Raw genomic sequence first — 23,659 nt, forward strand, 5'->3', positions numbered from 1 at the left:
TTTGACCGGCCTCATGCGACGCGCTTTAGGTTGTTTTTACGCATGTCGTTATCGCAAAACCGCTGCACACTTTTGCGCGACATGCATTGAGCGTCTATCGCCGGCGCGCAGCAACGGCTTTGGTCGGCAGCGCCGGCAATTCCTCCATAACCCGGCTCAACGGGAAGATGGCGATCGCCTCGGTGCCTTCGCGCAGTTTGGAATGGAGTTCGAACTCGCCGCCATGCATGGCGAGCAGGCTCTGGACGATCGGCAGGCCAAGCCCGGTGCCTTGTTCGGCGCTCTTGATGGCGATCGAGCCCTGGCCGAAGGCGGACAGCACGACCGGAATCTCGTCTTCCGGTATGCCAGGCCCGTTGTCCTTGACGGAGAGGTATTGGCCGCCGCCCGCCGTCCAGCCGACGCGCACGCGGATCTCGCCGCCAGTCCCGGTGAACTTGATGGCGTTCGACAAAAGATTGAGCGCGATCTGTCGCACCGCGCGTTCGTCGGCGAACAGGCGCGGCAAGGCGTTTTCGAAATCCTGGACGATCCGGATATCCTTGTTGCGCGCCTTCAACTCCATCATGTGACAGCAATCCTCGACGACGGACAGCAGCATCATCGGCTCTTCGTTAAGCTGGTAGCGGCCGGCTTCGATGCGCGACAGGTCAAGGATTTCGTTGATCAGGTCGAGCAGATGCTGGCCAGAGTCGTGGACATCGCGAGCATAGTCGCGATAGGTCGGGTTGCTCATCGGGCCGAGCACCTCGTTCGCCATCACCTCGGAGAAACCGAGAATGGCGTTGAGCGGCGTCCGCAACTCGTGGCTCATCGAGGCCAAAAACCGCGACTTTGCCAGGTTGGCGTCCTCCGCCCGTCGCCGCGCTTCGTCCGACATCGATTTCGCCGTGTCCAATTCGGCAATCAGCGCGTCCTTTTCGGAGCGGAACGAGAGCAGCATCAAGGACGAGCGATTGAGCCGGCGCGCCACATAGGCGAAGAAGGGCAGCGAGACAATCAGCAACCCGGCCATGATCAACTCGACCGGCATCCACTGCCTGGCGCCGGCATAGGCATAGGTGGCCACCGGAACGGCGAAAGTCGCCAGCAACGCACCGCGCAACGATGACGCTGTGATCGCGGTCGCTGCCATGGCAAGCAGCAGCACCACACCCTTGATCAACTGGAACTGGTCGATCTGGCAAGCGTCGCAACCGAGCCAGGCAAACCAGGCCCAGCCCAGGCCGCAAAGGAAATGGCCTATCAGGAATTCACCGTGCGTTTGCAGCGGGTTGAGTTCGGCAGCTTCCGTTCGGTCGACGCGCCTCGCCATGAACACGACGATGGCGTAGCAGATGAGTATCAAAAGCGCCCAGACGCCAATTCCCTTACCGACGCCGGCAAACAGACCGGTCGCGGCGGTCGCCAGGACGAGAAGCGGAACGATGATCGCGCCGCCTAACATCGCACGGGCGTGGAGTTTCAACAGCTCGCGGTCGAAATCAGGATTTCCGGCCTGCTGCGAAAGACGGTCGCGCGTCTTGCGCACCGCACGCGCCACATCGCTGTTGCGATGGGGTTTCCTGCGGTCCACAATAAACTTGTCCGCTGTGGTCGAGCGTTGCAAGGGCATGGAGACTTCAAATTTATGCGTGCAGCGGTTTCAAATTGTTAAGCTACGTTCGAATGATTAACCAACGGTTTGCCATATGAGCCGTTCGTGGTCGCGGCGGCCGCGACAGCGATACATGCCGCCGCCGCCGCGAAGCATTTGGCGCCGGCTGGTGGACTACGCACTGACAGTCGTCGTCCTCGGTCTGCTGATCCTTCTGGCGGCGCGCCTTGACCGGATCGAGACGCGCAAGACGGAGGGTGCCGCCGTCGTCAATGACGGCGATACGATCACGCTCGGTATCGAGCGCATCCGTATGCGCGGCATTGACGCGCCGGAATATTCGCAGGTCTGCCGCAAGGACGGCGCCGGCTATCCCTGCGGCAAGCTGGCGCGGCAGTCGCTGGTGCGTCTGATATCAGGCAAACCCGTCTCCTGCACCGGCTGGCAGCGCGATCGCTACGGCCGGCTGCTCGGCGACTGCAACGCCGGCGGCAAGAATCTCAACCGCGCCCAGGTCGAGGCCGGCTGGGCAGTTGCCTATGGCGATTTCGAAACCGAAGAAGCCGCTGCCCGCTCCGGCAAGGCCGGCATCTGGGCCGGCACTTTCGACGAGCCGCACGATTGGCGCGAGAGCCACGATCACGAAGTGACCGAAAGGAAGCACGGCACTTTGGCTTCGATTGGCGATGCCTTGCGAGAAATTTTTCGCTTCCGGTGATGGTCAACCCTATAGTTTGTTGCAACAGACCTGATCAGAGCGACGTGCGTCCATTAGGACGCACAAGGCATGCGCTGGAATTCTTGATTCGCATCGTGCTTTCCGGAAATCGATTCCGGTTTTGGGCCGATCCGATAGGAGGAATGAAATGAAACTCTTCGACGGCGGCCGGGCGCCCAATCCACGGCGGGTTCGCGTCTTCCTTGCCGAAAAAGGGCTTGAGGTTCCTCTGGTGCCCGTCGACATGGGCGCGCTGGAGCACAGAAAGCAGCCGGTCAGTTCGCGCAACCCGCTGCAGCGCCTGCCGGTGCTCGAACTCGACGACGGCACCGTCATCACCGAATCCGTCGCCATCTGCCGCTATTTTGAGGAACTGCATCCGGAACCGGCTTTGTTCGGCCGCGGCGCGCTCGGCAAAGCGCTGGTCGAGATGTGGCAAAGACGCATGGAGCTCAACTTGCTCAGTTGCGTCACTGCCGCGTTCCGGCACATCCATCCGGCGATGAAGGAATGGGAGAGTCCACAAATCCCCGAATGGGGCGAGGCCAACAAGCCGAAAGTCGTCGGATTCCTGAAACTCCTCGACGACGAGTTGGCGAACCGGGAGTTCGTCGCCGGCGACGCCTATTCGATCGCCGACATCACCGGGCTGATTGCCATCGACTTCATGAAGCCGGCGCGTATCAAGGTGCCGGAAGACTGTGCCAACGTGCTGCGCTGGCATCAGGCGATCTCCAGCCGGCCGAGCGCTGCCGCCTGAGAATGAGTTCCCGAGAATGAGCGAAGAGCTGGAAAACTTCGCGGCGAGGGTACGCGCCTGCCGTATCTGCGTCGAAAACCCGATCGGCCGCCCGTTGCCGCACGAGCCGCGCCCGGTGCTCAGGCCGTCGTCGAGCGCCCGCATACTGATTGCCAGCCAGGCGCCGGGCACCAAGGTGCATATGTCAGGCATGCCGTTCACCGACGCCTCCGGCGATCGGTTGCGGAACTGGCTGGGCGTCAGCAGCGAAGAATTCTACGACACGACAAAATTCGCCATCGTGCCGATGGGCTTTTGCTTTCCCGGCCAGGATGCCAAGGGCGGCGACCTGCCGCCGCGCCGCGAATGTGCACCGGCCTGGCGTGCGCCGCTGATGGCGCTGATGCCGCATATCGACCTGGTGCTGACGATCGGCCTCTATGCACAATCCTGGCACATGGGCGCCGCGCGCCGGTCCTCGCTGACGGAGACCGTGAAGGATTGGCGCACCATCTGGGATGTGCCCAGCAACCCGAAGGTGCTGCCGCTACCGCATCCGTCGTGGCGCAACACCGGCTGGTTGAAGCGCAATCCGTGGTTTGAAATGGATTTGCTGCCGTTTCTGAGATCGGAAATCCGCTATCGCCTCGGCTGAAGCGTAAGCAAGAAATCACTCGCTTTTGCGCCATCTGGCAGAATTTCTTTCTTGTGAATGGCCTAAATAAGAAGGACTATAGCCAATCTATTCCTAGTCTATCCCCGTGGGAGCACCGAAATGGACCGCCTTGACAGAAAAATCCTCCGCCTTTTGCAGGAGGACGCGACGCTTGCGGTCGCCGATGTCGCCAAGAAAGTCGGACTGTCGACCACGCCCTGCTGGCGGCGCATCCAAAAGCTCGAGGAGGAGGGCGTGATCAAGCGGCGCGTCGCCATCCTCGATCATGAAAAGGTCAATGTGCGCGTCACTGTGTTCGTGTCGATCCGCACCAATTCGCACAGCCATGAGTGGCTGCGGCGCTTTTCGGAGGTCATCCAGGAATTTCCGGAAGTGGTCGAGTTCTACCGCATGAGCGGTGACGTCGACTATCTCCTGCGCGTGGTAGTGCCCGATATCGCTGCTTACGACGCCTTCTACAAGCGGCTGATCGCCAAGATAGAGATCCGCGACGTCTCGTCGTCGTTTGCCATGGAGCAGATCAAGTACACCACCGAAATGCCGCTGGACTACATGGTTCTGGACAAGGAATCGGGCGCCAACGCTGCCTGAGGATTTTTTTATTAGTTCTTCTTTTTGTTGAGGAAAGTCCAGGGCGAGTTTGCCGGCAGCGTGATCGTGCCCGGCACGAGATCGACATCCGCCACCTCCGCCTTGCGTACGGTGTAACCCGACTGGATCACGCTGACACCGTCGAGGATGAAAAGCTGACTTTTCTCCATGCCCGGCTCCAGGGCGCCGGTCACAGATACCGGCTGATAGGCTTCGGACATCCTGTAGGGGCGGGCGGGCGTGACAAGGACGATCTGGTTGGGCGGCGGCGTCGGCATGTGGCTGCACGCACCTGTCCACGGCACCAGCAGGAACTGGTAGACGAGATCGCCGTCGCGATCGAGCGGCAGCGCATACCCGGCCAGTTGGACGGTCTTGTCCTGCAAATTGAGAGACAGCGTCTCGCCACGATCAGGCATTTTTGCCGCAATCATCGGCAATCCGACACTTTCGGCAGCGGGCTGGGTTGCCGGGCGCAGGTCCTTCCAGAATATGCGCGCGGTTTCGGCGGAAGCGCTGCCCGCCATTATGGAAATCAGCACGGCCGCCAGCGCCGCTGTCGATTTAAGACGATTGCTCATCGTGTGCTCTCCATTTGACAGGAGTAAAGCTGCCGTCGCCGACAGCGTCAACGTTCGAGCCGCATCACATGCCGGCGCGAGCCGGCCATGCCGATCTCGTGGAATCCGCGGGCCACGAACATCTCTCGAAAGCCCATGAAACGGTAACTCGGCGATGCCTGGTCGACCGGATAGGCCTCGATCGTCCTGGCCCCTCGGGCGAAGGCGTGATCGATGGCCGCGTCGAGCAGTGCGCTTGCCAGCCCGCGGCTGCGCATGCGCTCGGCACATAGAAGCAGACGACTGACCATACGCCCGCCTCCCTGTCGTCCTGCTCCCGCGACAGCTTGCGATATGTCTCGCGTGGCGCCACGGAGCACCAGCCTACCATCTTGCCTTCGGCATGAGCGACAATGCCGACCGGCGTGCCGGCTTCGATGAGTGCCATCATGGCCCGTCTTCTCTCATCGTTGGACGCATGTTCGCGGTTTTCGAGGTGGCGCCAGGCCATGCACCAGCAGTATTTTGGTGCGCCAGGCTGCTCGAACAGGTTCTCGAAATCGGCGCGCGTGGGTCGCGTCACCTCAGTAAAGCGGATTTTCCTCCGGTCAGCCTTTCCTGGCGAGCCGCTCGAGCGTTTTGGCATCGGAAAGCTCCCTTGCAGCGTCCTTGCCGATCCAGCGCGCCGTCTTGTCGGTCGATCCGGCCAGCTTCTGTGCCAGGGCAAGGGCAGCGCCGTGCAATTTCATCGATCGCTTGCCGATAGAGCGAAGCGCCCAGTTCACCGCCTTCTTCACAAAGTTACGGCCATCGCCGGCGTGCGCTTCGATGATCGACAGGAAGTCGAGGAAGGTCGCCTCTGGCTCCTTCTTCCGGTGGACGACCGACCAGGCCATCATGGCAAAAGCCGTTCGTCGAACGAACTCCCGTTCGTCGGCCGCGAACTCTTCTATCAGTTCCTGCCAGCAATCCGTATCGACAAAGAGATCGGAGACGCCGTCGACGATATCCCACGAGTCGAAAGTCGCCGCCCATCGTCTTGCATCCGCGGCAGAAAACCGCTTCGGATCGGCTGTGACGGAAGCGATGAACTGCGCTTCCATGATGCCCGACTCCCACAGTTCGAAGGCACGCTCATGGTTGCGCTTGATTTTCTTGGCAATCTGCCGCTGCACGCCATGCGAGATTCCGAGCGCACGTTCGATCTTGATGCCGTAGCGCAGCATGCCAAGGCGGTTCTCTTGCGAGCCGATCGAGCGCAGATGGGCGACAATCTCCTCGGCGCTGGATTGAGGCGAAAGCTCGGCCACGACAAAACCTACTTTTCCAATCGCGCCAGCAGCGAGGACGTGTCCCAGCGTTTGCCGCCCATCCCCTGCACATCCTTGTAGAACTGGTCGACAAGTGCCGTCACCGGCAGCGTGGCGCCATTGCGATCGGCCTCCGCCAGGCAGATGCCGAGATCCTTGCGCATCCAGTCGACGGCGAAGCCGAAATCATATTTGCCGGCATTCATCGTCTTGTGGCGGTTCTCCATCTGCCATGAGCCGGCCGCTCCCTTGGAGATCACCTCGATGACTTTCTCGATGTCGAGCCCGGCCTTCTTGCCGAAATGGATGCCCTCGGCCAGTCCTTGGACAAGACCGGCGATGCAGATCTGGTTGATCATCTTGGTGAGCTGGCCCGAGCCGGCCGGACCCATCAGCCCGACCATGCGGGCATAAGCATCGATGACGGGCTTTGCTTTGTCGAAGGCTTTCTGTTCGCCGCCGACCATGACGGTCAGCACGCCGTTTTCGGCGCCTGCCTGACCGCCGGAGACCGGTGCGTCGAGGAACGAGAAACCGCGCACTTGCGCCTTCTCAGCCAGTTCGCGCGCGACTTCAGCCGAGGCCGTGGTGTTGTCGATGAAGATGGCTCCTTTCTTCATCGACTGGAACGCACCCTCGGCTCCAATCGTCACCGCGCGCAGGTCGTCATCATTGCCAACACAGGAAAAGACAAAGTCCTTGCCGTCGGCCGCCTCAGCCGGCGTGTTGGCAACACTGCCGCCATGCTGGGCAACCCATTGCTCGGCCTTTGCCTTGGTGCGGTTATAGACGGTGACGTCGTGGCCGCCCTTGTTACTGAGATGTCCGGCCATTGGATAGCCCATGACGCCAAGACCGAGAAATGCCACCGATGCCATGTTTGCGAATCCCTTAGAAGCCTGTTTCCGGCCTTCTTAGCGGATCAGGCAAAGCTATGGGAGTCAGCGGTGCAGATGTATGGTAATGCGCCGTTCTATCCACTCGACCGCGTGGCGGAGCATCTCGACAATGATCAGATAGATGATCGCCGCCCAGATATAGGACTGGAAGTCGAAAGTGCGCGAATAGGTGAGCTTCGTAATGCCCATCAGATCATAGACGGTGATGAGGGCCACGATGGCGGAGCCTTTGATCATCAGGATTATCTCGTTGCCATAGGGACGCAGCGCCACGATCAGCGCCTGTGGCAGGATGATCTTGCGCAGTGTTTGCAGTTTGTGCAGGCCAAGCGAGGCAGCGCCTTCCCACTGACCTCTGGGGACGCTCTCGATAGCGCCGCGCAGGATCTCAGCCTGATAGGCCGCTGTATTGAGGGTGAACGAGAAAATGGCGCAGTACCAGGCTTCACGAAAAAAGCCCCACAGGCCGACAGCTTCAAGTGCCGGTCGAAACGAACCCACTCCATAGTAGATAAGAAAGACTTGTGTCAAAAGCGGAGTGCCGCGAAAGAAGTAGACATAAGCGTAGGCAACGCTGGACAGGATCCGGTTCCTGGACATCCGCGCGTAGGCGACAGGAACTGAAAGGACGGCTCCCAACACGATCGACACGGCGACAAGCGTGAGCGTCACGCCAAGGCCAGAGATGTAGCCCGGAGCGTATTTTTGGAAGAGTTCGGAATTCCACGCCTCGACCAAGTATACAATCATGCCGATGCCGAGCACGATCCAGAGACCGACCAACGCATATCCCAATACACGTTGCCGGGACCAGCCGCGCGGGATTGCTGGCGGTTTTTCGACCTTGGTCGCCACGTCGGCTGCTGCCGCACTCATCGTTGCACCTGTTGTCGGCCAACCCTGCGTTCAATGGCATTGATGCCGAAGGACGAGATGACGGCGAGGAGCAGATAGATAAGAGCAGCGACCCCAAAAAACAGGAATGCATGCTTGGTGACGCGAGCGGCGACGCCTGCCTGCCGCAATATGTCGGCAAGACCGATGGCGGATACCAGCGCTGTATCCTTGAGCAGGATAAGCCACAGATTGGCAAGACCCGGCAGGGCAATACGGATAAGCTGCGGCAGCACCACCAGTCGCATCGTCTGCCCGCCTGACAGGCCAACCGAATAGCCGCCCTCATACTGTCCCTTCGGAATGGCGCGGAACGCGGAGAGGAAGACCTCGCTGGCATAGGACGAGAAGACGACGCCGAGCGCGATCATGCCGGAAACAAATGCGTTCACTTCGACCGCAGCGGTCGGGTCATATAGGCGCATCAATTGCTGGATGCCGATTTGCGCGCCGTAAAAGATCATGAACAGGGTCAGCAGCTCGGGCAATCCACGAAAGATCGTGGTGTAGATATTGCCGGCCAGCCGCAGTGACGGTTCGTCAGATTGCTTGGCCAGTGCAACCAGGAAGCCGATCATCAGACCGACAGGCAGGGTCGCGGCTGCAAGCGAAACGGTGATGAAAACACCATAGGCGATGTCGTCGAGCCAGCCTTCGGGTCCCCAACTGAGCAGCGTCCAAACGCTTTGCATCCGCCTGCCTGTTCTCCTCTATGGCTTTTTTTGAGAGCGGCGCGTCACCCCTCCCGCGCCGCTCCTTGCAAACGGCGGGGATGTCCCGCCGTTCGCTGTCAATCCGGAAGGATTAGGACTCGCCGCCGTAGACGTCGTACTTGAAATACTTGTCGTTGATTTCCTTGTACTTTCCGTTGGCGCGGATGGCGTCGATCGCCTTATTGAACTGATTGACCAACTCGGTCTCGCCCTTGCGTACGGCGATACCGGCGCCGGGACCATGGATCTCGATGTCGGGCGTGATCGCACCGATCAGCTTGCAGCAGGCGCCGTCCGGCGTGGCAAGCCAGCCTTCGAGAACAGTGATATCGTCGTTGACCGCATCAACGCGGCCATTGGCGAGATCGAGCTGATATTCCTGCGCGGTCGGGTACGGCTTGATTGTACTGTCGGTATAAGCCTTGGTTGAATAGTTGAAGTGGGTGGTGGACGCCTGCACGCCGATCGTCTTGCCGGCGAGATCTTCCTTGGTCACGCCCTTGATGTCGCTGTCCTTGGGCGCGGCGATCGCCGGCGGCGTGTTGTAGTATTTGTTGGTGAAGTCGACCTTCTCGGCACGCTCCGGCGTGATCGACATCGAGGCGACGATGGCGTCGAACTTGCCGGCCTGAAGCGCCGGGATGATGCCGTCCCAATCCTGCGCGACGAAAGTGCACTTCACCTTCATCTCGTCGCAAAGCGCCTTGGCGATATCGATGTCGAAGCCCACGAGCTGGCCATCGGCAGTCAGGTTGTTGAACGGCGGATAGGCTCCCTCCGTGCCGATCCTCAAAGTTTTCTCCTGAGCTTGGGCAACGCCCAATGTCAGCAGCGCGGCCGAAGCGGCGAGCGCTATACGCAGTGCAGTACGCATGATGGTCCTCTCTGTATGTTCCCGGCCGTCGTTCCAAACGGCTCTGTGGGCGGTTCTTTTGACCGCCCGCTGGCGCGATACTCCCATTCTTTCCCAAGAAAAAGCAACTGTAAAACCGTTGCTTGCGGGGTTTCGCATTCCCAGACAATGCTGACGTTGGGGCAGGCATACCAACGAGGAAATAGGGGGCGGCCGAATGTCCGTCGGCAGTGGCTCAGCGCGTCAAACCTGTCGTGCGCTCGATGAAGTCGGCTATCGATTTCGTGTCGTCGAGATCGAAGACAGGCAGGCTTTGGCCCGCTATGGCGAAGTCGGCGGCGATGGCGACGATATGCGGATCAGTTGCCGAAAGCGGTGCCCGGTCCTTAGCCTCCAGCCGCCGCGTCTCGATCTTGTTGTGCACTTCGCGCTTGTAGCCTTCGACCAGCACGATGTCGGAGGTGCCGAGCCGCGACAGGATCGCGTCCAGCGTCGGCTCGTCCTCGTCGCGCAATTCGTGCATCAGCGCCCAGCGCCTGTCCGACACGATGGCGACTTCCGTGGCTCCGGCCTGTCGGTGGCGAAAGCTGTCCGCTCCCGGCTTGTCGATGTCGAAATCATGATGGGCGTGTTTCACCGTCGACACCTTCCAGCCACGCCGAACGAGTTCGGCGACCAGCTTTTCGGTCAGTGTCGTCTTGCCGGAATTCTTCCAGCCGGTGACACCGAAGACGCGTCTCATCATGGCTCCATCCTCTGCAACAGACGTTCGGCCCGAACAAGGTCATCTGACGTATTGATGTTGAAGAAAGGGTCGTGCAGATGGCCTCCCGAGGTCAGCATCGGGAATTCCACATCGACAAATTCATGCCGGTCGATGAAAGCGGAAACCCGCCTGATGTCCTCGTCGACCAGAAAACGCCGCAGAGCCTCACGGAGCTCCAACGGCCAGAGCGCGAATGTCGGATGCCGTTTGCCGCCGGAACAGGCGACGGCGATAGTGCCGGGACGTTCGTCGACCGCCGCGGCCAGCCGTTCAACCAGATTTTCGGGCAGGAACGGTGTATCGCCCGCGGCCGTGACAAGGGCCTCGCAAGTCGTGTTCGCGGCAGCCCACTCGAGGCCGGTCAGGATCCCGGCGAGCGGTCCGGCAAAACCTTTTACCGTATCGGCAACCACCGGAAGCCCAACCCCGGCAAACCGTGCCGGGTCGCCATTGGCGCTGAGCACCAGCGGACCGACCTGCGGAGCAAAGCGCGCAACGATATGGTCCAGCAGGCTGCCGCCGCCAAGCGCAAGCAGGCCCTTGTCGCCGCCGCCCATTCGCCGCGACTGGCCACCGGCCAGAATGACGCCGGCAATCTCTTTAGTCATCGTCTATCGTCCATGCGGTCACTCGCCGCGAACGGCAAGCCTATATGCCGTCCGGCGCCATATCAGGTCCAGCGCTTTCGGCGGCTGTCTTTCGCCGGCCGACGATCCGTTCGCGGTAAAGTGCGTAGAGGCCGGAGCCGACGATGACGATGGCGCCGAGGATCATCGGCAGGTCGGGGACGTCGCCGAAGATGAACAGGCCAAGCAGGATCGACCAGAGCAGGGCTGTGTAGCGGAACGGCGCGATGAACGAGATGTCGCCCACCCGCATCGCCATGATGATGAACTGGTAACCGATGACCACGAGCACTGCCGCCAATGCCAGGAACGCCGTGCTTTCACCCGTCATCGGTGTCCACCCGCCCATTGGCAAAAGCAGCGCCGCGCCGAGCATTGTCATGGCGAGTGCCGTTGTGGTCGACACCAGCAATGTCGGAATGGCTTGCGGTATCCGCTTGGTGGCCAGGTCACGCACCGCACAACAGCCGACGCAGGCCAGCGCCAGCAGCGAATAGATGCTGAACCCGTCGAAGCCGGGCCGCACGATGATCAGCACGCCGGCAAAACCGATGGCGATGGCCAGCCAGCGCCGCCAGCCGACGCCTTCGTTGAACACAAGCGCTGCGCCCATCGTCACGGCCAGCGGCAGCGCCTGCAGCACGGCCGAGACATTGGCAATCGGCAGATGGGCAAGGGCGATGAGGAACGACACCGTGGCACCGGCTTCGCCGGCGACGCGCACCGCAACCATCGGCTGCAGCATCGAGCCGGGCAGGGCGAGCGCACCGCGTTGCCAGGCAAGCAGGCCCACGAAAAGCGAAGCGAAGGCGCCGCGGATCAGCATGACCTGCGCCATGTTCATGGATTCCGACGAGACTTTGGTGATCGCGTCGTTGAGGGTGAAACCAATCATGGCCACCACCATGAACAGCGCGCCGCGAAGATTTGGGGAAAGAAGCAAAGGCGTTACCGGTTGTGCTTTTGCATCAAGCCTGTAGCAGCCGGTCATAAGACAGCAACGTTAAAGGGCTGGGCCACAGCCTTTCGCGGCCCGCTACATCCTTCTCGCAAGAGCGGCAGGATTTATTTCGGCGTTGTGACCGAGAAGATCAGCCGCCGGTGACACTCATGTGCCGCGACACCGAGGGACGGTTGGTACGGCGGTCGATGATGAAATCATGGCCCTTGGGCTTGCGGCCAATGGCTTCATCGATGGCGTCGGCGACCAGTTCATTGCCTTCGGATGCACGCAATGGTGCACGCAGATCGGCGGCATCCTCCTGGCCGAGGCACATATAGAGCGTGCCGGTGCAGGTCAGCCGGACGCGGTTGCAGCTCTCGCAGAAATTATGCGTCATCGGCGTGATGAAGCCGAGCCTGCCACCAGTCTCGGCGACGTGGACGTAGCGGGCCGGACCACCGGTCTTGTAGGGGATGTCGGTCAGCGTAAACTGCCGCTCAAGTGCTGCGCGCAGCAGCGACAGCGGCAGATACTGGTCGGTACGGTCGGCGTCGATCTCGCCCATCGGCATGGTTTCGATGACCGTTAACTCCATGCCGCGGCCGTGCGCCCAGCGCAGCATCTCGGGCAGCTCGGCGTCGTTGAAATCCTTCAGCGCCACCGCATTGAGCTTCACCTTCAGCCCCGCTGCCTGCGCAGCGTCGATGCCGTCCATGACCTTGTCGAGATTGCCCCAGCGGGTGATCCGGCGGAATTTTTCCGGGTCCAGCGTGTCCAGTGAAACGTTGATGCGCTTGACCCCGCAATCGGCGAGCTCAGCGGCAAAGCGCGAAAGCTGCGAGCCGTTGGTGGTCAGCGTCAGTTCTTCCAGAGCGCCGCTCTCGAGATGACGCGAAATCTGACGCACCAGATGCATGATGTTCTTGCGCACCAGCGGCTCGCCGCCGGTAAGACGCAATTTCCTGACGCCCTTTTCGATGAAAACCGTGCATAGCCGGTCGAGCTCTTCCAGCGACAGCAGATCCTTCTTGGGAAGGAACGCCATGTCCTCGGCCATGCAATAGGTACAGCGGAAGTCGCAGCGGTCGGTGACCGACACGCGCAGATAGCTGATCGTGCGACCAAAAGGATCGATCATGTCCATGCTGGTGCGTTTCCCATGGCTGCGAACGGCTTCGTTATATATGGCTATGTGATACGATCCAACCTGCCATTCAAGATAAGAAGTTTCGATCCTGGGCAACATCGCGCCACCGACAGATCGTGTCGGAAGTTTCGAAGCGGCCTTTTCCCGCTGCGCGAAGCGGCGTAGGGAAAGGACAGATGATGCGGAACTTATCACTATGACGGCGCCGAAGGAACTCAGGGTCTCGAAGGACCGCAGGCTGCTTACCGTGACATTCCCGGACCATCAGCCGTTCGAACTGCCGGCGGAGCTGCTGCGGGTGGCCTCGCCATCGGCCGAAGTGCAGGGCCATTCGCCCGAACAGCGCGTGACCGTTCCCGGCAAGCGCAACGTTGCGATCCTGAAGATCGAACCGGTCGGCAACTATGCCGTCCGCATCACCTTCGACGATTTTCATGATACCGGCATCTTCACCTGGAATTACCTGCATACGCTGGGTCATGAGAAGGACGCACGCTGGGCCGCCTATCTCGCCGAGCTGGAAGAGAAGGGGCTAAGCCGCGATCGGTAGCGCCGGCCCAGGCCCCGTCGTCAAAACGTCACCGATATCGAGTAGCGGCGGCGGATACGCGGAGACGAAAACATGTCCGTCATTACCACGGTCGAACAGCTCGAAGCGCTCTATGGTCTGCCCGGCGAGACCTCGCTGGTCAAGGAACTCGACCATGTGATTCCCGAGTACGCCGCCTTCATCGAGGCCTCGCCTTTTGTCGCGCTCGCGACCAGCGGGCCGGAGGGGCTGGATTGCTCGCCGCGCGGCGATCTCGCCGGCTTCGTCCGCATCCATGATCCGAAAACCCTGATGATGCCGGACCGGCGCGGCAACAACCGTGCTGATTCGCTAAGAAACATCATTCGCGATCCGCGCGTCGGCCTGTTGTTCCTGGTCCCAGGCTGCGGCACGACGCTGCGCGTCAGCGGCCGCGCCCACATCACCACTGATGCCGCGCTGTGTGCCTCGTTCAGCGTCGACGGCCGACCGGCGCGTTCGGTCACGGTCATCGATATCGATTCGGTCTATTTCCAGTGCGCCCGCGCCATTGTCCGGTCGGAATTGTGGAACCCGGCGAGGCATGTCGACCCGAAGTCGCTGCCGACACCCGGAAAAATCCTGGAAATCACCAGCCGGAAAGCCATCGACGGCGAGGCTTACGACAGGGAATGGCCGGAGCGCGCGAAAAAGTCGATGTGGTGAGCGGGTCACGCTTCCTTGAGCACGTCGGCAATCTTGCGCATCTGCTCGCCGATCATGTCGCATTGCTCCGGCGTCGACTGGCTCATCGCTTTCTCGATCAGCGCCATATGGACCTTCAGCGCCTGCATCAGCAGTTCCGTGCCGGCTTCGGTCAAGGTCAGCCGCAGCACCCGCTTGTCTTTCCGATCGCCTTCGCGGCGCAGCAGGCCGCGTGTCTCGAGTTGCGGCAAAAGCATGGTGACGTTGGAGCGGCCCACCAGCAGCCGGCGGGCGAGATCGTGCTGCGACATGCCGGGATGGCGGTACAGGTTCATCAGCACGTCGAGTTGCGCCGGCTTCAGGTCCAGCGGCGCGAGCTTCACCGCCAGCGTGCGCTCCAGCACATGGCAGGCGCGCGCCACCGCGACCCAGTTGCGAAAACGCGGGTTGTCCCAGGGTAGCTCTTGTTTAATGTTCATGTTTGAACTATTATGTTCATGCTTGAACGAATGGATGGGTCGCCACTATGGCATCATTTGGATTGAAGGTCATCCGGGGCGTGTTTGCTGCCGCCGAACACGTGGCTCCCCGCCTTACAGGGCGCGCGGCGTTCGAACTGTTCTGCCGCACGCCGAACGCCAAGGTTCTCAGCGACGGCGAGCGACGCGCCGTCGACCGCGCCGCCGGCTTCATGGCCGAGGCGCGCCATCATCGGCTGAAGACCAAAAACGGCTGCGTCATGGTGCATGAATTCAGGCCAGAGCCGGGCAGGCGGGCCGCCGGCACGGTGCTCGTCATCCATGGCTGGCGTTCGCGCACCGAATATATGCGCGCGCTGATCGAAGCCTATCGTGACGCCGGTTACAAGGTTGTCTCGCTCGACCTGCCGGGCCACGGCCAATCGCAGGGCCGCCGGCTGACACTGGTCAGCGCTGTCGAAGCCGCACGGCTGACCGGCGAATGGTTCGGTCCGTTCGTGGCGGTCGTCGGCCATTCCTTCGGCGGTGCCGTCGCCGCCAATGCCGTTGTCGGTTCGGTCAAGAACATTCCGCCGCTGGCGGCCGAGCGGCTGGTGCTGATCGCGGCGCCGAGCTCCCTGCCGGCGATTTTCAATGATTTCAGCCGCATGCTCAGTGTCGGCCCACGCTCGCAGGCCGCTATGGCCGACCGGGTCGAACGCATCGCCGGCCGACCGCTGCACGAATTCACCGGCGACCGCCAGCTTGCCAGCACGCCGGTGCCAACGCTGGTCATCCATGCGCCAGACGACCGCGAAGTGTCCGCCGACCATGCAAGGCTCTATGCCGGCGCCGGCGACCATATCAGGCTTTACTGGGCCGATGGGCTCGGCCATCGCCGCATTCTCGCCGATAGGGGCGTGGTCGAGCGCGCGATCGGTTTCGTTGCCGAACACCGGGAACCGTCGCTGCTGCATTGACCTGAACATCTTGCTTTTCCGGCCCAACCCGGAGTCCAGCCGCCATAGCGGTCGCGGTTGTCATGCCGCGTCCGTGCCGGCCATCACCTTCCACGCCGCCATGGCCCCAGACACCGTCGCCAGAAGGGCGGCGCGCGATGCGCCGTCGCGCGCCTGGATCGACATGCCGTGCTGCACAGTCGCATAAAAGGTCGCAGCCGTGCGGCAGTCGAAATTTTCCGGCAATTCGCCTTCCGCCACGCCGCGTTCCAGCCGTCTCAGCAAGGCTGCGCGGTTTTCGGCGCGACGGCGGCGCAGGTCATCGCAGATGGCGCCGCGGCTTGAGTCCTGATGCAGCGCGCCGAGTGCGATCAGGCAGCCTTGCGGACGATCGGTCTGCGAATAGGCCTTGGCCGTCTGGCGCAAGAAGCGCTCGACCGCCTGGCGCGCCGTCGGCGACTTTTCCAGTGCGGACCAGATATCGGTGCCTTCGACCTGCGTGTAGAGCTCGACCGCTTCGAGGAAGAGCGCTTCCTTGCTGCCGAAGGCGGCGTAGAGGCTGGGCGAGTTGATGCCCATCGCCGCGGTCAGCTCGCTCATCGATGCCCCTTCGTAGCCCTTGGCCCAAAACACCTCCATTGCGCGCCGCAAGGCAGCGGTTCGATCGAAGGTGCGGGGACGGCCTCGTTCGGGCATGGCATCCTTTCTGTGTTGATTGATACATAAATCTATTGACGCACCCGGGCAAGGCTGGCAGACATTTATGTATCGATCATTACAAAAAAGGAGAAAAGAATGTCATCGCAAGGCTTGAACGGCAAGGCTGCGCTCGTCACCGGCGGCAGCCGCGGCATCGGCGCAGCGATTGCGCGAAGGCTCGCGGCCGACGGCGCCAGCGTCGCACTCACTTACGTGAATGGCGAGGAGCAGGCCCGCGCTGTCGTCGGGGAAATCGAGGCAGCCGGCGGTCGCGCCATTGCTCTCAAAGCCGACAATCGCGACGCTGCCGCGATCCAGGAGGCGGTCAGCGAGGCAGTGAAGACCTTCGGGCGACTGGACATCCTCGTCAACAGCGCCGGTATCTGGCGCGCCGCGCCGATCGATGAATTGCCGCTCGCCGACTTCGATGAAACCATGGAGGTCAATGTCAGAGCCCCGTTCGTGGCCTCGAAGGCGGCAGTCGTGCATATGGGCGAGGGTGGCAGGATCATCTCGATCGGCAGCAATCTGGCGGAGCGTGTCACCGACACCAGCCTCAGCGCCTACTCGGCCAGCAAGGCGGCACTGGTCGGCTTGACCAAGGCATTGGCGCGCGACCTCGGTTCGCGCGGCATCACCGCCAACGTCGTTCATCCTGGCTCGACCGATACCGATATGAACCCGGCCAGTGGCCCGCACGCCGAGCACCAGCGACAGAAGATGGCGACGCCCCGCTTCGGCAAGGCGGAAGAGATCGCCGGGATGGTCGCCTGGCTGGCCGGTCCCGAAGGGCGCTTTGTGACAGGCGCCGCACTGACGATCGACGGCGGCGCCAACGCCTGACCCATGCACTATTTTCGGGAACCGGAGCGGGCCCAATTCGCTTTAGTTGTCACGGCGTTGTGAAACTGTTCTGCAACAGGATAGCCGAAATTTATGGAAGCTTAACGAAATCGGTATGAATCGGTGTGGTCGCGTCTTACATCCCGCCGTGCGGTGGGCGAGACCGTCAAGCGATACGGAACGGGAACCGGTTGCAGCCGGAGCGGGTGATCCATGAAATTCCTCGGAAACAAAGCAACCGTGATGCCGCTTGCAGTTGTCACGGTAATGCTGGCCTTCGGCATGCCGCAGGCGGACGCGCAAGGGCTTTTCGAGAGGCTTTTCGGCGGTGGTATCAGGCGCGCGCCCCACGGTGATTTCCCTCCGCCGCCGAGGCACAGACCGAGGCCGAGAGAATTCGCTGGTGGTGGCAGCAGGATCAACAGCCCGTCCTACTATACCTATAAGGCCGACCGGCTGGTGCGTGTCGATTTTGCGACATTGATGGCAGCACCACAGCCGGTGGCACCACAGGACGCTGCCTTTGTACCGTCGCTCACCAGCGACGCCTTTCGCGAAGCGATTGCCGGGCTCGGCGACTACGAGCTCTATGCGGAACCTGACATTGCCAAGGCGTTGATCGCTTATTACTCGGCCAATCCGGATTTCATCTGGGTGACCGGGACCGGCCCAAACGGTCGCGCGCAGGATGCGGTGCGGGTGCTTGGCGAGGCGACGAGCTATGGCCTGACGCCGGCCGACTATTCGGTTGAAGTGCCCGCCGCCGGCGCATCGACCGGCGGGGCCGATGCGCGGCTGCAGGAACTCGTCCGCTTCGAGATGGCGCTGTCGGCGCGCGTCTTGCGCTATGTCCACGACGCGCAAAGCGGCCGCGTCGATCCCAATCGCATCACCGGCTACTATGATTTCCCGGCCAAGCCGCTCGACATCGAAGGCGTGCTGAAAACGCTGGTGCGCACCCAGCAAGTGCGCACCTATCTCGAATCACGGCATCCGCAGAATGCGGAATACCAGGCGCTGCGCGTCGAACTGGAATCACTTCAGGCCAGCGCCGAAGACGAGATCGTCGTTGACCCCAAGCTGTTGCTGAAACCTGGGCAGACCAGCCCCGAACTGCCGAAGCTTCTGGCGAAGATCGCGCGCAATCTAGACGACGAGATGGGCGGCGCCTATGGCGAGATATTGGCCAGGCTCGCCACCAGCGAGGTCTATGATCCGGAACTGGTGCCGGTTATCAAGGCAGTGCAGAAGAAGGCTGGCATGAAGGGCGACAGCGTCATCGGTCCGCGCACCGTCGCGGCGCTGGTCGGGACGTCCAAGGCCGACAAGATTCAAAAGGTGCAGGTCGCGCTGGAAGAGTTGCGCTGGCTGCCATCCGATCTCGGCAGTCCGCGCGTCTTCATCAACCAGCCGGCCTTCACGGCGAGCTACATCGAAAATGGCGAGGAGAAGCTGAAGACTCGCGCCGTCATCGGCAAGACCACCAACCAGACTTCCTTCTTCTACGATCAGGTCGAGCAGGTCGACTTCCATCCCTATTGGGGCGTGCCGCAGTCGATCCTCGTCAACGAGATGCTGCCCCGGCTGCGCAGGGATCCCGGCTATCTCGACCGCGCCGGCTACGAAGTGATCAACGGGCGCGGCAAGCGCATTCCCTCCTCCTCGGTCAATTGGGGTGCCTATGGCGCGAAAGTACCTTATGGCGTGCGCCAGCTGCCGAGCGAGGCCAATGCGCTGGGCGAACTGAAGATCCTGTTCCCCAACAAGCACGCAATCTACATGCACGATACGCCGCAAAAGTCGTTTTTCCAGCGTGACATGCGCGCGCTCAGCCATGGCTGCGTTCGTCTGCAGGATCCGCGCGGCATGGCGGCGGCCGTGCTCGGCACCTCGGTCGACTACATTGCGGAGAAGCTGAAGCACGGACATTCGACCGAAAAGGTGGCGCGCACGATCCCGATCTATGTCGCCTATTTCACCGCCTGGCCGGACATGTCCGGCAAAGTCGAATATTTCAGCGACGTCTATGACCGCGACACGCGGCTGCAGCAGGCACTCGACAGCACGGAAGCGGTGCGCTCGCCGGCAAGCTGAGATTCTAAAGCGCGTCGCGTTTGACCGGCCTCATGCGACGCGCTTTAGGTTGCTGTTTTGTTTTATGCATGTCGTTATCGCAAAACCGCTGCACACTTTTGCGCGACATACATTAGCGTAGGGAGAGCGGGAGCCGGAAGCCGGCCTCGCGCCCGGCAATCAGCCAGTAAGCCAGGCCGGCGACCAGACCGGCGGCGGCGATGATGCCGATATCGGCCCAGCGCTCGGGGCTCAGGTCCTCCGGCGCGCTCGGCCAGATCAGGAAGAAGCCGGCAGCCGCTGCTGCGGCGCCGAAGACCATATGCAGCCAAAAACTGCGCAGCGAAAACAATTCGGCGATCAGCGCGAAGATCAGCGTCTGCAGGCCGGTCATCATGATCGTCAGGAAATAGATCAACATGCCGAGCGGCGGCACGACCAGCGCCGCGATGGGGGAGACCCCCATGAGATCGAAATACGCCGGTGCATCAGGCAGCGAACTCAATGCACCATAGATCGTTACTACTGCGAACAGTCCGACCAGCACCGCAACGAAATAGCCGGCGAGCATCATCAGAACGCGTTTCGCCACATGCTTTGCCGTCGCCATGCCCACCCCCGTGCGGCTCAATGATCACGCCGCAGTCAGCCATCAAAGGCGCATCGGCGCAAGGGGATGCCGAAAAGCGTGCGGGAACCGTCGCCCCGCTCTTGGTGAAGCCACGCCGCCGCCCGCTTCCGAGGGATCGTCCCCAGGCTGCGCTGTAACCTGCCGGAATTGTTCCCGGTCCTTCAAGAGAAAGCCGGCCGCACATATCGGCTGGGGGAAGATGGCCGCGATCTATTTCGGCTCGGCTGTCACCGGATCGTAGGTGATTTCGACCTTCGCCTTGTCGGTCGTGTAATAGGTGACGGTGTAGGAGCCGCTGTCCCAGCCGACCTCGTCGACGTAGCGAAAGTCGTCGCGCTGCTCGACCTTGGCGATTATTTCCGACAGTTTCCTGGCATTCTGCGGCGGCAGCTGGGTTCCGTCTGCGACAAGGGCCGGTCCGCCGAGAAGGAGGACTACGACACCTGTCGCCAAAACACGTCTGGACATGGCTTTCCCTCACTCTTCAAGGAGTAGAAACTCGCGGCCATGCAGGTTTGTTCCGGGGTTCTGGAATGGACACTCGCGAATCGCGCCGCCGCATCGCGTTGTCGTTGCTCACGTCTGCAACTCACGCCTCGTCGGGGAAGAGATGGGCTAAGGCCGTGTCGAACGTGAGCTCCAGGGCGTTACCCGGTTCAAAGATCTTGTCTTCATCGAAGGCGGCAATGAGCTCGTGATCGTCGCGAAGTGTCAGGTCCACGACCGTCTCGCTGCCCAACCGCTCGGTATGTGCCACGACGCCATGCAGCATGCCTTCTCCAGGTTGCGCCGCCCGGAGGTACTGCGGACGGATACCCAGGATGGCCTTGCCGTCTTTCCGGAAGGAGCGCCTTCTGGTCGCTACCCTGATCGGCTCCAGGGATTGATTGCCAACTGTTGCCGCTTCGCCATCGAGGTCGAGGACGTCGACCTTCAGGAAATTCATCGACGGGGCTCCTAGAAAGCCGGCTACGAACCTGTTGGCCGGCTCGTGATAGAGTTCCATCGGCGCTCCTATCTGCATGACTTGACCGTCCTTGAGGACGACGATCCTGTCAGCCAGCGTCATCGCCTCGACCTGGTCATGGGTGACATAGATCATCGTTGTGCCAAGTTGCCTGCGCAGCCGGCCGATTTCCATACGCATGTCCATGCGCAGCGCGGCATCGAGGTTGGAGAGCGGCTCGTCAAACAGGAATACGGACGGTTTCCGGGTGATTGCGCGCCCGATAGCGACTCGCTGGCGCTGGCCGCCCGAAAGTTGACTTGGGCGGCGGTCGAGCAGATGTTCCATTTGCAGGATGCGTGCGGCCTCGGCCACCTTCTGCTCCTTTTCCTGCTTGGAAGCGCCCGCGATCGTAAGGCCGAACGCGATATTCTCGCGCACCGTCATGTGCGGAAAGATGGCATAGTTCTGGAACACCATCGCAACACCGCGTTCCTTGGGTGGGAGTTCGTTGACCACCCGGCCTCCGATCTCGAGGATGCCTTCGGTTATGTCCTCGAGTCCGGCGATCACCCGCAGCAAGGTGGACTTCCCGCAACCTGACGGTCCGACAAAGACGACGAACTCGCCATCGTTGATGTGGATATCGACGCCTTTGATGACGTCGACGCGACCATAGGATTTCTTGACGGCCTTGAGCGAGACCTCAGCCATAAGCAATGGCTCCCTGGTTCATGTGCGGCAATCCGGGATCACCGATCGATTGGTCGGCCTTGAGGAAATAGCCGTGCCCGCGCTTGCCGTCATGGGCGTACCAGTCGTCCCAGATCCACTGGCGTTTGAGCGCGAGAACCATGCATTCAGCCCTTCACACCGGTCGAGGCGATCGATGCGATGAAGGCGCGCTGCAGGAAGAGATAGAAGATCAGCACCGGGACGGTGATAAGGGTGAGATAGGCCATGACTTCGCCCCAGGCGACGTTGAGTTGAAAGAAGTAGCCGAGACCGACCATGACCGGGCGGTAGTTTTCCTGCTGCACGACGATAAGCGGCCAGAGATATTGGTTGTACATCACGAGGAACTTCAGGATGGCGGCAGTCGCCAGAACCGGCCCTGAAAGCGGCATGACAACGCGACAGTAGACCTGCCACCAGCTCGCGCCCTCCACCCGGCTTGCCTCGATTAGCTCGCCCGGCAGTCCTTTGAAATACTGCACGAACAGGAAGATCGTCAGCCCATCGGCGATCCAGGGGATGATCTGTACCCTGTAGGTGTTGAGCCAGCCCCAGTGCAGCCCATCAAGCCCGATCCAGGGCAGTTTCGAGACCAGGAGCAGGAGCGGGATAGCGATGGTCTCGAAAGGGATGATCAGCGTGGCGATGACGATCGAGAGCACCACGTCGCGCCCCTTCCACCGCAGGAAAGCGAAGGAGAATGCGGCCAGCGAACAGATCAACAATGAGAGAAGGACGGTCGCCCCGGTGACCAGAACCGAGTTTAGGACGAACAGGCCGACAGGCGCCCGCCGGAACGCTCCGAAATAGTTGTTGAGGCTGATGTCCCCGACGGGCAGGAAAGCACGCAGGCTGGAGGTGTCCGCGAGGAGCTGACTGTCGGGCTTGAAGCTCGAGTTGATCATGAACACGAGCGGAAAGATGAAGATCAAGGCAATCAGGCACAGCACCAGATAGCGGACGAAGAGCCTCAGGCCGTAATTGTCAGGATTGAAGGCCATCTTAACGCTCCCGTGTCAGCCAGCGCTGAGTGAGTGAGATCGCCAGCACGATCGCGAACAGGATGACCGAGATGGTCGAGCCGCCGGAGATGTCCTGCTTGCCGTAGCCGCGCTCGACCGCCTGGAAGACGAGGGTCTGGGTGCTGTCGAGCGGACCGCCATTGGTCATCACGTCGATCTGGGCGAAAAGCGCGAAGCCCTGCATGGTGATCACGACAAGGACAAGCACGGCGGTGTTGCGCAGGCCCGGCCAGGTGACATAGCGGAAGGTCTGCCATATCGAAGCCCCCTCGATGGCGGCGGCCTCGTAGAGCGTCGGGCTGATCGTCTGCAACCCGGCTAGCCAGATGACCATATGGAAGCCGACGGCCTGCCAGATCGACATGGCCATGACTGCGGGCAGCGCGGTCGAGGGATTGCCGAGCCAGTCGACGGGCGGGAAGAGGCCGAAGGTGAGGGCCTGGAGGATGCTGTTCAACAGCCCGTTCTGGCCGTCATAGATGAACCGCCAAAGGAGCGAGACCACGACGATGGAGACCACCACCGGCATGAAGTAGATGGTCCGGAACAGGTTGATGCCCCTGACCTTGTGGTTGATCAGCAAAGCAAGCATCAGCGCGAGGCTGCCCTGCACCGGCGCCACGACCAGGACGAACAGGACGGTGTTTACCAGCGCCTTCATGAACACAACGTCGCTGGCGATGACGATCATGACGTTCTCGCCGGACTGCCAGCGAAACCACTCGCGCATGCCGCGATACTGAGGATAGTCGTCGCTACGGGTGATCGCACGCAGGCGCGGATACTGGATTTCGCCGGCCTCGTTTCGGATCATTTCGCCAGCATCGTTGCGCTCTGGCTCAAGGGTCACCACCGCAAGGCCCAGGAGCTGCTGATAGTTTTCCAACCCGACGAACTGGGTGGGGTTCGGCGACAGCAGCCGCTGATTTGTCAATGACAGACCGATCGCGAAGAAAAACGGCAGGACGATGAATGTAAAGATGAGTGCGAAGCCCGGCAGGGCGAATGTCCAGCCCGCCCGGTTCGACAGGGTTAGTTTCGACGCCAT

General features: G+C 61.4%; 29 protein-coding genes. 9 read left to right on the forward strand and 20 right to left on the reverse strand.

Annotation, left to right across the window (positions count from 1 at the left end; all coding sequences use genetic code 11):
- Window positions 1-94: 94 nt before the first annotated feature.
- Window positions 95-1,615, reverse strand: coding sequence for a sensor histidine kinase (locus tag AC0NIE_RS21800; protein ID WP_473487380.1), 1,521 nt, complete (start codon window positions 1,613-1,615; stop codon window positions 95-97).
- A gap of 76 nt (window positions 1,616-1,691) precedes the next feature.
- Here AC0NIE_RS21800 and AC0NIE_RS21805 point away from each other — a divergent pair, with 76 nt between their 5' ends.
- From AC0NIE_RS21805 to AC0NIE_RS21820, 4 genes are all read left to right on the forward strand, one after another.
- Window positions 1,692-2,315 carry a thermonuclease family protein gene (locus tag AC0NIE_RS21805; RefSeq protein ID WP_473487379.1) on the forward strand — a complete coding sequence of 208 codons (624 nt, stop codon included), beginning with the start codon at window positions 1,692-1,694 and terminating at the stop codon, window positions 2,313-2,315.
- Between the two features lie 148 nt (window positions 2,316-2,463).
- Window positions 2,464-3,075 carry a glutathione S-transferase gene (locus tag AC0NIE_RS21810; protein ID WP_473487378.1) on the forward strand — a complete coding sequence of 204 codons (612 nt, stop codon included), beginning with the start codon at window positions 2,464-2,466 and terminating at the stop codon, window positions 3,073-3,075.
- Between the two features lie 16 nt (window positions 3,076-3,091).
- On the forward strand, window positions 3,092-3,709 hold the full coding sequence (locus tag AC0NIE_RS21815; protein ID WP_473487377.1) for a uracil-DNA glycosylase family protein: 618 nt from the start codon (window positions 3,092-3,094) through the stop codon (window positions 3,707-3,709).
- A 120-nt stretch (window positions 3,710-3,829) separates the two neighbouring features.
- Window positions 3,830-4,321, forward strand: a complete 492-nt coding sequence (locus AC0NIE_RS21820; protein WP_006333679.1) for an Lrp/AsnC family transcriptional regulator — start codon at window positions 3,830-3,832, stop codon at window positions 4,319-4,321.
- A gap of 11 nt (window positions 4,322-4,332) precedes the next feature.
- Here AC0NIE_RS21820 and AC0NIE_RS21825 read toward each other — a convergent pair whose 3' ends face one another.
- The 11 genes from AC0NIE_RS21825 to moaA all read right to left on the reverse strand — a co-directional run bounded on the left by AC0NIE_RS21825 (window position 4,333) and on the right by moaA (window position 13,029).
- Complete coding sequence (locus AC0NIE_RS21825; RefSeq protein ID WP_473487407.1) at window positions 4,333-4,902, reverse strand: DUF3299 domain-containing protein; 570 nt, start codon at window positions 4,900-4,902, stop codon at window positions 4,333-4,335.
- A 47-nt stretch (window positions 4,903-4,949) separates the two neighbouring features.
- Window positions 4,950-5,192, reverse strand: a complete 243-nt coding sequence (locus AC0NIE_RS21830) for a GNAT family N-acetyltransferase (protein ID WP_473487376.1) — start codon at window positions 5,190-5,192, stop codon at window positions 4,950-4,952.
- A gap of 297 nt (window positions 5,193-5,489) precedes the next feature.
- On the reverse strand, window positions 5,490-6,191 hold the full coding sequence (locus AC0NIE_RS21835) for a DNA alkylation repair protein (protein ID WP_473487375.1): 702 nt from the start codon (window positions 6,189-6,191) through the stop codon (window positions 5,490-5,492).
- A gap of 8 nt (window positions 6,192-6,199) precedes the next feature.
- Window positions 6,200-7,069: an NAD(P)-dependent oxidoreductase gene (locus AC0NIE_RS21840; protein WP_473487374.1), complete on the reverse strand. Its 870-nt coding sequence runs from the start codon at window positions 7,067-7,069 to the stop codon at window positions 6,200-6,202.
- A 63-nt stretch (window positions 7,070-7,132) separates the two neighbouring features.
- Window positions 7,133-7,966: an ABC transporter permease gene (locus AC0NIE_RS21845; RefSeq protein WP_473487373.1), complete on the reverse strand. Its 834-nt coding sequence runs from the start codon at window positions 7,964-7,966 to the stop codon at window positions 7,133-7,135.
- On the reverse strand, window positions 7,963-8,676 hold the full coding sequence (locus tag AC0NIE_RS21850; protein WP_473487372.1) for an ABC transporter permease: 714 nt from the start codon (window positions 8,674-8,676) through the stop codon (window positions 7,963-7,965). Before AC0NIE_RS21850 ends, AC0NIE_RS21845 begins: the two co-directional genes overlap by 4 nt.
- 112 nt (window positions 8,677-8,788) lie before the next feature.
- On the reverse strand, window positions 8,789-9,571 hold the full coding sequence (locus AC0NIE_RS21855) for an ABC transporter substrate-binding protein (RefSeq protein WP_192359880.1): 783 nt from the start codon (window positions 9,569-9,571) through the stop codon (window positions 8,789-8,791).
- 214 nt (window positions 9,572-9,785) lie between these two features.
- Complete coding sequence (gene mobB, locus AC0NIE_RS21860; RefSeq protein ID WP_473487371.1) at window positions 9,786-10,295, reverse strand: molybdopterin-guanine dinucleotide biosynthesis protein B; 510 nt, start codon at window positions 10,293-10,295, stop codon at window positions 9,786-9,788.
- Window positions 10,292-10,924, reverse strand: a complete 633-nt coding sequence (gene mobA, locus AC0NIE_RS21865) for a molybdenum cofactor guanylyltransferase MobA (protein ID WP_473487370.1) — start codon at window positions 10,922-10,924, stop codon at window positions 10,292-10,294. The genes mobB and mobA overlap by 4 nt, the downstream gene beginning before the upstream one ends.
- Before the next feature lie 40 nt (window positions 10,925-10,964).
- Window positions 10,965-11,885, reverse strand: coding sequence for a DMT family transporter (locus AC0NIE_RS21870; RefSeq protein WP_473487369.1), 921 nt, complete (start codon window positions 11,883-11,885; stop codon window positions 10,965-10,967).
- Between the two features lie 148 nt (window positions 11,886-12,033).
- Entirely contained in the window at window positions 12,034-13,029 is a 996-nt protein-coding gene (moaA, locus tag AC0NIE_RS21875; RefSeq protein WP_473487368.1) for a GTP 3',8-cyclase MoaA, read from the reverse strand.
- A gap of 199 nt (window positions 13,030-13,228) precedes the next feature.
- On the opposite strand from moaA, the gene AC0NIE_RS21880 reads away from it, so the two are divergent.
- The gene (locus AC0NIE_RS21880) at window positions 13,229-13,582 is read left to right on the forward strand and encodes a gamma-butyrobetaine hydroxylase family protein (protein ID WP_095492986.1); all 354 of its coding nucleotides are present in this window, start codon (window positions 13,229-13,231) and stop codon (window positions 13,580-13,582) included.
- A gap of 72 nt (window positions 13,583-13,654) precedes the next feature.
- On the forward strand, window positions 13,655-14,266 hold the full coding sequence (locus AC0NIE_RS21885) for a pyridoxamine 5'-phosphate oxidase family protein (protein WP_473487367.1): 612 nt from the start codon (window positions 13,655-13,657) through the stop codon (window positions 14,264-14,266).
- A 5-nt stretch (window positions 14,267-14,271) separates the two neighbouring features.
- Here AC0NIE_RS21885 and AC0NIE_RS21890 read toward each other — a convergent pair whose 3' ends face one another.
- The gene (locus AC0NIE_RS21890; RefSeq protein WP_473487366.1) at window positions 14,272-14,724 is read right to left on the reverse strand and encodes a MarR family winged helix-turn-helix transcriptional regulator; all 453 of its coding nucleotides are present in this window, start codon (window positions 14,722-14,724) and stop codon (window positions 14,272-14,274) included.
- Window positions 14,725-14,771: 47 nt separating this feature from the next.
- Between AC0NIE_RS21890 and AC0NIE_RS21895 the strand changes: the two genes are divergently transcribed.
- Complete coding sequence (locus AC0NIE_RS21895; RefSeq protein WP_473487365.1) at window positions 14,772-15,683, forward strand: alpha/beta hydrolase; 912 nt, start codon at window positions 14,772-14,774, stop codon at window positions 15,681-15,683.
- 60 nt (window positions 15,684-15,743) lie between these two features.
- Here AC0NIE_RS21895 and AC0NIE_RS21900 read toward each other — a convergent pair whose 3' ends face one another.
- Window positions 15,744-16,358, reverse strand: a complete 615-nt coding sequence (locus AC0NIE_RS21900; RefSeq protein ID WP_473487364.1) for a TetR/AcrR family transcriptional regulator — start codon at window positions 16,356-16,358, stop codon at window positions 15,744-15,746.
- A 99-nt stretch (window positions 16,359-16,457) separates the two neighbouring features.
- Between AC0NIE_RS21900 and AC0NIE_RS21905 the strand changes: the two genes are divergently transcribed.
- Both AC0NIE_RS21905 and AC0NIE_RS21910 read left to right on the forward strand, forming a co-directional pair.
- Window positions 16,458-17,204 (forward strand): 3-oxoacyl-ACP reductase family protein, encoded by a 747-nt coding sequence (locus tag AC0NIE_RS21905; protein ID WP_123151336.1) that lies wholly within the window; start codon window positions 16,458-16,460, stop codon window positions 17,202-17,204.
- 213 nt (window positions 17,205-17,417) lie between these two features.
- Window positions 17,418-19,298 (forward strand): L,D-transpeptidase family protein, encoded by a 1,881-nt coding sequence (locus AC0NIE_RS21910; RefSeq protein WP_473487363.1) that lies wholly within the window; start codon window positions 17,418-17,420, stop codon window positions 19,296-19,298.
- A 112-nt stretch (window positions 19,299-19,410) separates the two neighbouring features.
- On the opposite strand, the gene AC0NIE_RS21915 is transcribed toward AC0NIE_RS21910, so the two are convergent.
- The 6 genes from AC0NIE_RS21915 to AC0NIE_RS21940 form a co-directional block, all read right to left on the reverse strand.
- The gene (locus AC0NIE_RS21915) at window positions 19,411-19,887 is read right to left on the reverse strand and encodes a hypothetical protein (RefSeq protein WP_123151340.1); all 477 of its coding nucleotides are present in this window, start codon (window positions 19,885-19,887) and stop codon (window positions 19,411-19,413) included.
- A gap of 231 nt (window positions 19,888-20,118) precedes the next feature.
- Entirely contained in the window at window positions 20,119-20,376 is a 258-nt protein-coding gene (locus tag AC0NIE_RS21920; RefSeq protein ID WP_473487362.1) for a PepSY domain-containing protein, read from the reverse strand.
- A 121-nt stretch (window positions 20,377-20,497) separates the two neighbouring features.
- Entirely contained in the window at window positions 20,498-21,568 is a 1,071-nt protein-coding gene (locus tag AC0NIE_RS21925; RefSeq protein ID WP_473487361.1) for an ABC transporter ATP-binding protein, read from the reverse strand.
- Window positions 21,561-21,710 carry a hypothetical protein gene (locus AC0NIE_RS21930; protein ID WP_473487360.1) on the reverse strand — a complete coding sequence of 50 codons (150 nt, stop codon included), beginning with the start codon at window positions 21,708-21,710 and terminating at the stop codon, window positions 21,561-21,563. Before AC0NIE_RS21930 ends, AC0NIE_RS21925 begins: the two co-directional genes overlap by 8 nt.
- A 4-nt stretch (window positions 21,711-21,714) precedes the next feature.
- The gene (locus AC0NIE_RS21935; RefSeq protein ID WP_123151345.1) at window positions 21,715-22,590 is read right to left on the reverse strand and encodes a carbohydrate ABC transporter permease; all 876 of its coding nucleotides are present in this window, start codon (window positions 22,588-22,590) and stop codon (window positions 21,715-21,717) included.
- A 1-nt stretch (window position 22,591) separates the two neighbouring features.
- On the reverse strand, window positions 22,592-23,659 hold the full coding sequence (locus AC0NIE_RS21940; RefSeq protein WP_473487359.1) for a carbohydrate ABC transporter permease: 1,068 nt from the start codon (window positions 23,657-23,659) through the stop codon (window positions 22,592-22,594).

The organism is Mesorhizobium sp. WSM4842 (assembly GCF_055901575.1).